At 54.9% G+C, this 12,812-nt stretch carries 9 protein-coding genes; 7 read left to right on the top strand and 2 right to left on the bottom strand.

Going from position 1 to position 12,812, the window contains the following annotated elements; genetic code table 11:
* Window positions 1-40: 40 nt before the first annotated feature.
* From DHV10_RS27585 to DHV10_RS21520, 5 genes are all read left to right on the top strand, one after another.
* Entirely contained in the window at window positions 41-763 is a 723-nt protein-coding gene (locus DHV10_RS27585; RefSeq protein ID WP_204101495.1) for a DUF4870 domain-containing protein, read from the top strand.
* A 61-nt stretch (window positions 764-824) separates the two neighbouring features.
* Complete coding sequence (locus DHV10_RS21535; RefSeq protein ID WP_162601752.1) at window positions 825-1,562, top strand: hypothetical protein; 738 nt, start codon at window positions 825-827, stop codon at window positions 1,560-1,562.
* Entirely contained in the window at window positions 1,562-3,385 is a 1,824-nt protein-coding gene (locus tag DHV10_RS21530) for an OmpA family protein (protein WP_109488483.1), read from the top strand. Before DHV10_RS21535 ends, DHV10_RS21530 begins: the two co-directional genes overlap by 1 nt.
* A 171-nt stretch (window positions 3,386-3,556) precedes the next feature.
* Window positions 3,557-3,898, top strand: coding sequence for a PAS domain-containing protein (locus tag DHV10_RS21525; protein WP_162601751.1), 342 nt, complete (start codon window positions 3,557-3,559; stop codon window positions 3,896-3,898).
* Window positions 3,899-4,490: 592 nt separating this feature from the next.
* Window positions 4,491-4,856, top strand: a complete 366-nt coding sequence (locus tag DHV10_RS21520) for a DNA-binding transcriptional response regulator (RefSeq protein ID WP_162601750.1) — start codon at window positions 4,491-4,493, stop codon at window positions 4,854-4,856.
* 1,685 nt (window positions 4,857-6,541) lie between these two features.
* Here DHV10_RS21520 and DHV10_RS21510 read toward each other — a convergent pair.
* Window positions 6,542-7,816, bottom strand: coding sequence for an NRAMP family divalent metal transporter (locus tag DHV10_RS21510; protein ID WP_162601749.1), 1,275 nt, complete (start codon window positions 7,814-7,816; stop codon window positions 6,542-6,544).
* Between the two features lie 655 nt (window positions 7,817-8,471).
* Between DHV10_RS21510 and DHV10_RS21505 the strand changes: the two genes are divergently transcribed.
* Window positions 8,472-9,599, top strand: a complete 1,128-nt coding sequence (locus DHV10_RS21505) for a ferritin-like domain-containing protein (RefSeq protein ID WP_109488478.1) — start codon at window positions 8,472-8,474, stop codon at window positions 9,597-9,599.
* A 217-nt stretch (window positions 9,600-9,816) separates the two neighbouring features.
* Here the strand turns inward: DHV10_RS21505 and DHV10_RS21500 are convergent, their stop codons facing one another.
* Window positions 9,817-11,025, bottom strand: a complete 1,209-nt coding sequence (locus DHV10_RS21500) for a 6-phosphogluconolactonase (RefSeq protein ID WP_162601748.1) — start codon at window positions 11,023-11,025, stop codon at window positions 9,817-9,819.
* Between the two features lie 258 nt (window positions 11,026-11,283).
* Here DHV10_RS21500 and DHV10_RS21495 point away from each other — a divergent pair, with 258 nt between their 5' ends.
* Window positions 11,284-12,738, top strand: a complete 1,455-nt coding sequence (locus tag DHV10_RS21495) for an FG-GAP repeat domain-containing protein (RefSeq protein ID WP_162601747.1) — start codon at window positions 11,284-11,286, stop codon at window positions 12,736-12,738.
* Window positions 12,739-12,812 lie beyond the last annotated feature (74 nt).

Below are 12,812 nucleotides of genomic sequence, written 5' to 3'. Positions count from 1 at the left end.
TCACCATCGGTCCTGCGCAAACCAGAAAAGGAGCAACGGCATGGCATTCTGTGGCAATTGTGGCGCCTCAATTACGCAGGGGAACGGCTTCTGCGGAAGTTGCGGCAAACCAGTCAACTCAAGCGCTCAACCCAGCACGGCGGCTGCCGTGCCCACGCAGCAATCTAACTCCGGCGCTGCTGGCTGGGCTCCCGTAGCAACGCAACAGGTTGCCGCACCTGCGGCTGCGCAAAGACCGGATGCGATGTCGTGGTCGGCCGTATCGAATGAAAAGCCGCAGAACGGCGGATGGAACTCAGTTCCGGCTCAACCTGCAGTAGCGGCTACACCAAACCCAGCGCAGGGCTGGAGCTCCGCCCCAGTTCCTCCGAGCGTCGCTACTGCGCCAGCAATCTCATCGCCCGCAGGGCTTGGCCTGACGCCGAACGTCGCCGGCGCCCTCGCATATTCGCTCGGCATCATCACCGGAATTCTGTTCCTCGTGCTCGAGCCGTACCGGCGCGATCGCCTCGTACGCTTTCACGCCTTTCAAGCGATCTTCTACTTCGTGTTCGCAATCGCATTCAGCATCGCCTGGAACATCATGGTCACAACTCTCGCCGGCTTCAGCGGATGGGTATTCGTTGTTTCATTCCCATTGCGCATGATTATCCGTCTAGCGATGTTTTGCCTCTGGCTCTACCTGATGTACCAGGCCTACAACAATCGCGAATTCCGCATTCCCATTCTCGGCGCAATCGCCAGCAAACAGGCTCAGAGCTGAATTGAATGCTACTTGGCTGCACACTTCGGAAAGGAATCAGATGAAATCCGGCAAGAAGACAATGTCGACCCCACGATCTCTGCTAGTGTTCACCATGCTTACCTCGATTACCGCTGCAGGCTGCAAATCGCACAGCACCGTCAAGGCAGAGGCTCACCGCAGCGAAGCGAATGTAAGCGCACCACCATCGCACCCCATCGGCGGCACTTATTGCCTTGAAACATTTGCCCAGGCTCCAGCAGATACAAGGGCAGTCCACTTCTCCTACAAGCAAAGCGAAGGAGACGGGTCGTTCAAGGATTACGAGGGCGATCTTGCAGGAGACAAACTCGACTCCACTGTACATGAGAAACACGTGGCGACCGATATGGATCGCGAACTCGCACAGTTGAAGAATGCTCCAGGGCCCCCGGTCGTTGATGGATTCGTCGAGACGACACGGCCCCTGCACGAGACGCGTGACGACCGCTCAGGGTGGTCGATGGCGTCAGGGGGGCAAGTCCAGGGATTCACGCCGTGGGGTCTCTTCATCGCGAAGCCAAACGTAAACCAGGTCGGAACCGAAAACCTCTCCGGCTTCGACGCAATCAAGTATTCGGTCGATACGGATGGGCAAAGCCAGCTCGACAAGATGGCGCTGACACTTGCGGGCGGATTGAAGGACTACTCGATCAAGGGCACGGCCTGGGTCGACAGCAAGCAGCAATGCATCCTCCGCTACAACATCGACTACGAGGCAGTTAGGAAAGACGGAACTGAACGCAAAACACATTACGAAGGCGACACAACGAGGCAGTAATGCAGACGAGTTGCGAAAAGTGTGGCGGAATGCTCCCGGATGGACAGTCGTTCTGTACTGTCTGCGGAACGAGACGAAGCGAAACCTCGGCGACCAAGATAAGTCCCCGCTGCGCGGCGTGCGGCGCGGAACTTGAAGCAGGTTTGCGCTTCTGCACTCATTGCGGGGCGGTCGTCACCCCTGAACCGCAAACTTCGCCAGATCCTAAGTCGTCTTCGCAATGGGCCTCGGCGCCTGCCTTTGCCGCTGCAACCCCTTCCGCATACGTTCCTCCTCCGCCAGTGTTTCCTTCAGCACCGTCGCAAGCGAACGCAGCGATTCAAAAGGAGAGCAGCCCTCTATTCAAGCTGGCATTAGCCGCCGTGGTCATCATCGTGCTGGGCGGAGTTGCAGTTGCGGGAGGAGTCGTTTACGTGGGCTACATCGCCAAAAAGCGAATCGCAGCGGCGAAGCAGGCCTACCAGCAAGATGACTACGCAGGCATACTCGCTGCCGCTAAGGGAGAACCGGCCTCAGCCGGCGCAAACAGCCCAGCTTCTTCAGGCAAAGCCGAGGACAACAAAGACGGCAAGAAGGATCTCCTGGGCGGCTTACTGACCGCGGCCACAGGTGGTTCCTCTAAACCCGTGCCTTTGCCGGAGTGGAAGCCCGCGCCCTCCGGCCTCGTATCGTCACCGCCGGTTCGTATCCCGTTGCGCCCCTCTCTCCAGATGATTTATGTAGCAACGGATCGCATTCTGGGCGACTCCGAATCTGTTTACAAGATCGACAGCGTGAATCGGCAGTCTGTGCACGTCAAGGCATCTCAGCAATTTCCCAAAGGCCAGGGATTTGCCCGTTTCCTCGGCAACAGTGGCGTGAAGGATCCCAATGAGGCAAACAAGATCGACTGCAGCCGCACGCTGCTGACAAAGGACCTCGCGACTGCAACTGAGATGGATGGCATTTTTTGCCGTCAGGGCAGAAATGAACTGAAGGCCGGGCGAACTGACCTGTTTCTATCGAAGAAGACGTTTGAAGAACTGAAGCGTCAGGGTCAATCGATCTTCACCATGCGCGAAGACCCAATGAATGCCGTCTTCAAATCTTTTAAAGCAGTCATGACCACACCGGATAACGACAAAGCAGCCCAGGATGCAGCCGCGGCGAACCTGCTGAACAAGATTATGAGCTTCGCGCCCGGTGGTGCTGGACCGGATCCAGCGGATACTCCGCCCATTCCGTGCGTGTTGCACAGAGACGGACCCGATGTCCTTTTTCCCGTAATCGTGAATAACCAACCGGCAGAGTTGCCCGCCCTGAAAGTGACATGCACGCCGCAGGGCTCGGACCACACCGGACAGCTTCTGCTTCTCGATGATCCCGAAGTTCCGTTGGTCCTTTCTGTCGGATCTACAGCTGGCGGGCATTCGCAAATCACTCGTATCAATTGGGATTTTTCGAGGCAAAACGAGTCCGCTCTCGCGGAGCAGTTGGAAAAGGACGGACGCGCCAAGGTCTACGACCTCTACTTCGATTTCCGCAGTGACGTTCTGCGGCCCGAGTCGGGCAAGATCATGAATGAAATCGCGCAGGTGACGAAGCAGCATCCTGATTGGAAGCTTGGGGTAGAAGGCAATACCGATAACATCGGCGGAGACAAATACAACTTGGATCTGTCCCAGAGACGCGCAGCAGCGGTGAAGACGGCATTGACAAGGCAATATGGAATTGCACCGGACCGCCTCGAGACAAACGGTTTCGGAGCTTCCCACCCAATCGACACCAACGATACAATCGAAGGCCGCGCCCGCAACCGACGTGTCGAACTCGTACGTAAATGAGCTATTCGCTCGAATGCCTAATGACTTGCCCGTGATGTTGATTCACAGCCACACCTTTCATAGTGAGCGAGATAATTCAATCCAGACTGCTTACTTCTTACTTCGAGAAGCCCAAGAGCGAGCCTGGAGCTCGTTTGCTATAGTCGTTGACGGTGTAGTTCGAAGATGACTTTGGAATCTAAATTTGCCGCACCCGACGGCCTTTGGATCATCGATGCAAAGGGTAAAACCGTCTATGTAAATGAGGACATGGCAGATATGCTGGGTACTACTAGTTCTGATCTGCTCGGCACAGACTCATTCATGTTTGTGTATCCGGAAGACATTGACGCGGCAAAACTCCTCTTCGCTGCTAAAGCGGCCGGAAGTCGGGCTCCTTTTCACTTCAAACTACGCCGAGTAGATGGGCACCCAATTTGGGCTGATGTACAGGCAACTCCCATGCGAAATGCGGCAGGCCAGTTCATTGGGATCGTTGGATCATTCACTGTCTCAGAGTTACAGACCAAGTAAGCACGAAGCTCCTCCAGAACTTCTATTCCATTCAAAGTGCGACACGAAAGATTACCGGCAAGATTACATCGCGCCGTTGCGGGGAAATCGCGACCGGAATATTTCTTCGGTCAATGAACCCCCACGTCATCCTATCGAAAGCGAGGCTTTTCCTTAAGGCGAAAGCGGCTCCAGCTTGCTGGCGATCACCAGGGAGCCGATGACGCCGAACGGCAGATTTCGAAGGTGCATTCTCTCCTCGGCTTTCTATGCCAGGTTCAGATCGGCGTACGCAAATTTAACCATCATCACAGTGCGGCCATTGGAGTAGAGGGTGCAACGAGTCTTCGACGAGGTCGCCTATGGCTTGGGCCAAAAAAGGCACACCCACCCATTGCTGGGTGGGTCACATTTGGAGCGCGCGGCCGCCTCGGTCTCACCACCCGTAAACGGGAATACTGCCTAAAGACAGAGCCCGGAACAAGGTGCTCCCGGACAATGCTCGCGATTCTTGTCTTTCATTCGTTCTCTCCAGAGAGTATTGAAAAATAGCCGGCTCGACTCTATCTGGTTCGGGAGTGCAAGGATATACTTGCACCAACGTAACCGGAACATGTCACTGTGGCGTCCATCGAAGCGCATTCTGAGCGTCAGCCATGACCCGTGGCTTATGTCCACGCGAGAACGTCTGCTTAAGACCTTCGGCTATACCGTCGAATCAACACTCTCGATCGAAGAAGCTTTTCGGTTCGCAATTTCTCGGCAATATGACATCGTGCTCATCGGTCATACGGTCACGGAATATGAGCGGCACACACTTATCCCTTATCTTCGAGCTCATAACCCCTGTGCCCAAATTATTTTTCTTGCCGCCTACAATCAAAAAGACTCTGAACCGCTCGCCGATATGGTTACGAATAGCAAACCGGACGAGCTGCTCAAGGCCATAAAAGAAGCACTGCGCACATCGACCAGGTAAGTCTCGGCTACCGTATATCTCGCACTGGCGGCAACGCTCATCGTGGAGCCAGTTTCCGCGAGCTGAATGTTAGCGCCTTCAATCAAGTTGCCATTTACATCGAGGGCAGTCCCCAAAACCGAAGCGGTCGCGACTGGTAGGCTCTGCCCTTGAGACTTTGCGGACTGACCCGCACCCGTTTGCGCGAAACACAAGCTACTTGCCGAATCGACTACTGCGTTTCCGAGTGAAAATCAAAGGCGAGCTAGATCAAAATGAAAAGCAACTGCGCCGATCACGAGGACATCTCCGATTACGCGCCAGGTCGATCGATGCATGTTCTTGCTCAATCTCTGCCACTCTGAGTCCTTGGGCATGAGCGAATGGCGCTAACGCAATGGCGGATTCTGTCCACTTGGACGACGTGAGATCTCAATGTCAATCCGTTTGAAACGAGGAAACGTGACATCCGCACCGTGTCGTAGCCATCTTCGGTAAGTGGATAGAATGGTGCCGTAAAAACCAACTCCCGGTGCCATCTGGCGAGATGCTGCAGTCATTCCGACCACTCTGCCAATGAGCCCCATGCCGTTCGAACCCACTGCGGCACCCTGGGTGGACAGTTAGTTCTCATCTGTGAATCGCAAGATCTTCATCCAAAGGGCACCAATAATGGAACTTCACCTGTACTGGACCGCTTTCTGCCGTCTCTGCAATAAAAGGTTATACCTGAAGGATTTGGGTCTTCTCAGTGAGAAATCGGAACAACAACCTATGCCTCCGAACCCCGGGGCACTCGAAGGACAGTGCCCGAACTGCAAGCATTCTGCCTCATATCCGGGGACGGATCTGAGGACGTATGTCGATTTCTCTCGTCCGTTCTAGGACCGCCTGGGAGAGCATTCTGTCTTGCTCACAGGGTAGCAGAATAGAGTTGCGTGTAGAGTTGTCGCTACTCGGACACTACCGGGGCGAAGGAATGTCAAAGGTCCGAGTTGCCGGTGACTCAACCGCGATCACGATTCATACGCCGAATCAGATCTTGCCCTCGAATGAGGGCCGAACGCAAGCTTCCGGCCATGATCGGTTCCTGCTGCTATAGAATTCGCCCTGTGACCTACGAAGAGCGAATTGTCGGACTGCGAGCCCAACTCGGAATGCTTGACTCTGGGCTCGATGAGAATAGGACGCCCCATCTCAAAGCGAGAATAGCCTTCGCAGGCCGCTGCTTAGATGATGCGGAATCTGTACTCCGCCAGGCCGTGTCCGCAGGCCCAAATGCGTCTACCTTTTGCGCCTTCGCTGAGCAAAGTATCAGCTGTGCCGCAGGTGTTTGTCTTATATCCACTGCGATCATTAAAGATTTTGGGCAGAATTTGGAAGGCTTCTGACCGGCAGTACTTCTGTGAGCAGGAGCCCGCCCTGAGTAATGGGGCGAATTGCAACAAAAGAGTCGGCCAGACTGGAACGAGAGAGGGATCTTAGATGGGCGGGGGCCTGCGCATCCGTGCCGGCGCATCGAACATCGTCACCTGATTCGAAGTTGCGAAGCCGTGGCCCGTCACTGTGTCCACTGCACCGCCGCGAATTGTAGACGCCAATATCCGGCAGGTCCGGAACGCGCAACGATAGACGCCGGCTGTCTGGGTTTGAGGTGACGTAGTTCGATTTGGGGGACGCCCCACTCGGCCGCGAGATAAATGGGTTCAAAGAAAAAGGCTGATTACTAGCCCGAGGGAAGCGGAAAAAATCGCGATTGTTGTTACCCAACCCAAAATGTTAGCCAATCGCCCATTGACACGATCCTTCATGATTCGGCGATTATTGGTCATGGCCATAATGAGCGCCATTAAGGGTGGCGTGGAGAAACCCTGGACAATCCCCGCAATGACTAGTGCCCGCATCGGATTGATTCCGAAAAAATTTAGCCCCATCGCTACTAAGGTGAAGAAGGTTATTGCAGCATAAAACTTCTTTGCCTCAGATGGCTTCTGGTACAGGCCGTTCTTCCAACCCAACGACTGGCTAAGGTCGTAGGCAGCGCCGGTAGTCATGACAGGAATTGCTAGAAATCCTACTCCGATGATTCCGAGCGTGAATAGAAGACCAGCTGCTCGCCCGGCAAGCGGAGTGAGCGACTGTGCGGCCTCGGCTGCCGTATTAATGTCATGCTTCCCTACCGAGAAGAGGGTTGCCGCCGTAGCCAGAATGATGAAGTACATGACGACGTTCGAAAACAACATTCCGAAGATAACGTCCCAAAGACTGCTTCTCAACTCTCCATCTGTTGTCCCCCGGCGTTCACGGACGGTGTGCTTCCCGGCTGCTTCTTTTTCTTCGACCTCCTCGTTCGATTGCCATGTGTACAGATAGGCCGACAGGGATGTTCCAACGATGGCCACCAGAATCGACAAGGATTCCTTGTTGAAGCCGATGGAGGGGATCAGCGTACCTTTGAGAACTCCCCCGAGGTCAGGGTGGGCCAGAAATGCAGAAAAGATGTACGCGGCCAGAGAAAGAGCGATGACTCTGAAAATATTCCGGATAAGTTTGTAGGACCCCCAAATTTGGAGTACAAGTGACACAGCCGTCACGCTAAGAACCAGCACCCACTGTGGCCAATGCAGGAGAATTCCAATGGCAGCCGACATTCCTCCGATGTCTGCTCCGGCCTCAATCGTATTTCCGGTCACCACGCCTGCCAGCACAAGGTAAAAGAACCATCGGGGGTAATGGCTGCGAAGAACACTGAACAGCCCTTCCCCCGTGACCTGGCCCAACTTCCCCGAGAGATAGACAACTGCCACCATCATCGGGAAAGTGACAGGTGCGGTCCAAAGCACCTTGTAGCCGAGTTGTGCACCGGCTTGTGCATAGGTTCCGATAGCTGAACAGTCGTCGTCCGCTGCGCCTGTGATTAGCCCTAGCCCGAGAGACCTCAAAACCGTGTGCTGTTGTGACGGATTATGCGATTCGCTCACCGCCGCTTGGATGCAGAGCTGCCGATGCTTGCTGTTTGGCTGAGTGGGCTAGGAAAGCCAGTCAATGCGGAACCTGCCTTGAACAGACACTCTGCAGAAGCACTGCTCGGGATCGGTTGAATGCGATCGGGTCTGCCCATCTTGACAGCGGTACCCTGCTGATCGACGGAGTGATGCTGCGGTGTGTCAGTCGTTTCTTGATACTGATGGTTCCGGACACGTTTTGCGCAAGGCATGGAGCAGCCAGCAGAAGCGCAGCGAGTATAGATGTCCCGATGAATTTCACCGCTGGAGACCTCCAGACGGGTCGCGTGTTCATCGGAGGCCCTAGCCTTGTGCTGCGGAGAAGCAGAACCGCGACCGCAGGGACCAGTGTAGGCAGCCTCTGTAACGACTCGAATACCACAATCAGGCAGGTAACAGTACTAGAAAGTCGCCGAGGCCTTTTCTGGAGATGAATGGATCGCTCAGTCGATTTGCCAGTTGTCTGGGTTCTGAATCCTCGGGCAACTCGTCTCCGTCAGGGCATCCGATGCAAATTGCGCCTTTTGCAGGATTCAACTGCCCAGTTGCCGAAATGACAATCGAATTACCTTCGGTTGACACCTGCCTGTGTTGATGAAGCGCAGTCTTCTGAGCAGTAGGAGGCTCTCTCATGGAGCAAACAAACCGATCGATTGATCGCCGTTCCTTCGTTACGAAGGGATTCGCGGCTGCAGGCCTTGCAACCGCCGGAGTTGGACTGTTGAACAGCGGTTCATCGGCGCTCGCAGACGACGAGAAGAGTGAACACAGCGCGCGCTTATCAAGAGGAGACGCTGCGCTGTTGCGGTTCGCCGCCGCCGCAGAGATCCTGGAAAGTGATTTCTGGGTGCAGTACAACGAACTCTGTGGCATCCCCGACAAGGAAGTTCCAGGCGGAAGCGGAAATGCTGCATTTACCGCAGCTCTCTCGGTGCTTGACGCGGACATGGCCCAGTATGTCCATGACAATACGGACGATGAGTTCACACATCAGAGTTTCCTAAATGCCTATCTGGTTTCGAAGGGTGCCGATCCTGTGAATCTGGAGCCGTTCCGGACTCTAATGGGAAGCACTGCGACTGGCTCAAGCGGCAAGCTGAGACTCACAAATTTGATGGAACTTACGCTGGACACGAGTTGGTGGACCCGCTATCGCAGCGATTCGCACAATCCGGACCTCGATCCAAGCTTCGTTTTCCCGCAAGCTGTACCGACCCTGGCGGTCGGAAAACACACGGCGATCCCCAGGACGGACGCCGACACAACGGACCCTAACTTCCTGCAGGCGATTGCAAACACTGCTGGTTTCCATATGCCTACCATCGAGCAGGGCGGCAACAGCTTATATCCGGCGATGGCGCAGCGAGCAAGCAGCGTCGAGGTGCTGAGGATTTTGATCAGCATTGGGCCGACCGAAACGATGCACTTCCAGACCTGGGCAGATAAGGCGGGAAATGCTCCTCCGCTTACGGCAGTCGATCCAAAGACCGGAGTTTCGGTGACTTTTCCCGATCTAAATTCTCCGCCCTTTGGCGGCGAGCAGTTTCAGACGAACCTGATCATGCCCGAGCCTTGTCCCTTCATAAGCCGCAAGCTTCCGAAATGCTCGGTGATACGGCCGACAGAGACCAAAGGGATCGCCAAGGGCGTCGTCAAATTCCTGACCGAAATGGGGCTCTTCTCTGGTCAATCTCCAGCGTTCTTTAGCCTCATGCGCGATCTTGCCGAAGATGCCGATGAGGCAAGGCGAGAACACTGAACCGGCTTTGGATGTGCAGCTAGTGATACAAGGGAATTCCAAAATCATTGTCAGAAGGATTCACGGTAATCGCAGAAGAGAAATTCCAGGAGTACGAAGCTCCTGGAATTCTCTGTGAGAAAGAGCCTTCCGCGTCGGCAGTCATCAGACCGCAATCGAAAAGCGGGCAGTGAACAACATTCTTGGCAAGTGCTCCCTCAAGTAAGGCTCGCCTCGGTCAGTCCGTCAGAGGCTGAACGATCATTCGGATGGCGTATCCCCCGGCTGGGACCGAGTATGGCGATCCAGGTGCCTCGACATAGGTATCGGCTGTGATGGTGAAAACGTGCAGCCTTCCCTCGACCGAGACGGCGTAAAGATGATTCCCATTGTCCCAGGAGACATCATCTATTAGGTCTGACGTAAGTAGACCGTTGTATCGGGACGGCGCGGCATCTTCATTCACATGCCACACTATCAGACCGCTCGAACCGGCTACCGCAATGAATTTGCCTGAAGGCGACATCTTAAGGTCCGCCAACTCTCCGACCTGCGTAACCCACGGCATGTTGTTGTACTTGCTATTCGTCGCGAGGCTCCCGTTGCTCTGCATCTCGTAAGTCGCAAGCATACTGCCGTGATTGAAAAGGCTGGTCGAGGTCGAAGTGAGTTTATAGACTCCAACGATGAGATCGTCACTAGGGCTTGCTGATGCAAGGCTGCGGCAGAAGAAGTAGCTACTGTCCTTCGTTGGAGGTTTGGGAGCGCTCGCCGTTGTATAGGTGAGCAGTCCGCTCGTACTGCGCTTAAGAATGCCGAACGATTCCGCCCAGTAGGGAGTGGTGAGTCCACCCACGCAGCCCGCTCCATATGCGAACTGGTTGCTGGAGCTGAAGGTGAGGGGAAAATTCCAAACCTTACGGGTGCCGCTGTCCCCGAGGTAGCTGAGTCCACCCGTGCTCTTGTTAATAGCGAAAGATTTGTAGGAAGTAGAGTTGCAGGTTGCGCCATGGTAAGCAACGGTGTAGAGCGTAGCGCCCGTATGGTCGAGCACCAACGGACTAGCTTGGAGATTCGGGCAGGTGGTCCCGGTGTTGAACTTGGCGACATTGGTTGAGGTGGCAAACACCAGCGATCCATTCGCCTGGATGTGGTAGGAGTTGACGTGAACCCCATCGAAGCTTGAACCGAACAGGTAGCTGCCGGTGACCGCCATACCGAACACGGAAATCGGGAAAGGAGAGCCAGGGATAGCCGTCAAGGTTCCATCCGGCGCTGCGTTGTATCCCAGAATCTGTGTGGGTTCTGCGACATAGACATGCGCGACCGGAGTAGCGGCGTTCGCAACGCCGATAAGACTCATCATCGCGAGGATAGCCGCAATGGTGAGAACGGCACTACGGTGGCTGGTACCAGAAAACAAATTGTGTATAGGGGTGGCGAACACATGGCCTCCTTTCGGGAATGGAGTCCCCGAGTCGGACCGGTCGCGGTCACATCTGAACAGATGCCCGGACCAGCTTAATGTTTGTACGTTCTAAGTCCATTTCAAGATATGGGTGGAACGTAGGGAACCCAACATCGACTCGGCCGAGCCTCCAAAAGCTTCAGGCGCTCGCCTACGTCCCGGGCACCCCCGGTTCATCGAACAGCATCTTGGCAGGTGTGAGCTGAAAGCCGAGTGTTTCCCCAGGAGTACAACAGCGTGAGAGTCGTCAGCCTAGCCACAGTCCTCATTACAACGGCCATATCTGCCAGCGGCCTAGCGCAAGCGCCTATTTTCGGACACCGCTCGTACACGTCCACCTACGCCTACGCTCACGCTGATCTCAACAACGATGGCCGGGAAGACTTGGTGTATCACACGCAAACCGGGTTTGCTGTCGCGCTGAGTACAGCCGACGCGACATATGCAGCTCCCGTGAATTACAACGTGCCTGACAATGCGGGATCGGGCACCGTGGTGCTCGACATCAACAATGACGGCAAGCCTGACGTGATTGCATTCAATTCATTCGCACCAGGATTTTATGAGTACCTGAACACAGGAAGCGGCGGACTTCATTTGCAGGCGACCTATCTGCTGGGAGACATCGAGGACATGGTGGTCGGCGACTTCAACCATGATGGCTTCCCCGACCTGGCCATCGCGACACCGGGTTACTTGCGCATCTGGTTCAACAATCATGCGAGCGGATTCACATTGGGTCCTACTACCGTAGTCCCGGGATCAAATCAATTAAGCGTGGGCGATTTCGACGGTGACGGCAAGGCTGACATTGCAGTGACATCTACTGGGAACACCTATCTCTATTTCGGGGACAATACCGGACACTTCCAGATCGTGAATGCAACCACAGCGCATCATCCACAGGTGTATTTGATGGACATCGATGGCGACGGCAAGAGTGACCTCGTAGGAGTTGGTGTAGCTTCGGGCGGCTACATGACGGACACGTTCTATCGGGCCGTTTGGGTCATTTACGGTAATTCCTCGCGCAGCATTAGTGAGAACGAGATTCCTACGCACGGGTATACCGTGGCTTGGACCTGGGGCAGTATCCCTGATAAGAGTCCAAGCGTTGATGTGGGTGACTTCAACGGTGACGGTAAACAGGACTTCGCCGTGGTTGAAGCACAGAACTCGGACGGAGGAGGAACCCGTACTCTCGCAGTTTTAACCGGTAATGGAAACCGGACCTGGAATAACGAGATAAACGTTTATTCGAACAGCGAGTTGGACTTCGGTGTGGCGACTATCCGCGCCAATCGTGATTCGAAGCCCGATTTAATGGTTGATACCTTCGCAAATAATGCGCAAACCGGACAGTTCTTCGTCAACGACACATCGGGCGGCTACTACGGAGGCTGTTCCTTGCCAAACGCCTCAACTGGGATTCACGTATGCTCAGCGACAACATACGCCTCAACCTCAGTAAGGATTAGCGCCAGTGCGGCTGGACAGACGATCACGCGCAAGCTTGAGGTCTGGGTGGATGGTGCGAAGAAATATGAGCAGCTTGCGAAACATGATTTTTCGCATTCTGGCTTCCTGGACGCGACGTTAGCTCTTTCAGCCGGAAAACATACCATCACCATCGTTGCTGCGGGATATGACAATCTGCTCTTGAAGAAGTCATACGCGATCACGGTTCAGTGAGCTGCGGCAGCATCGGTGCATTCGAGTGATGCAGGGAGACCCCCTTGGCTTCCGCTGTCCGAGTTCCCGACGGA

The organism is Occallatibacter savannae, from assembly GCF_003131205.1.
In the GTDB taxonomy this organism is placed as follows: Bacteria; Acidobacteriota; Terriglobia; order Terriglobales; family Acidobacteriaceae; genus Telmatobacter; species Telmatobacter savannae.
Note: the sequence above shows the minus strand (reverse complement) of the source record. Positions and strands in the feature narration are given on the sequence as shown.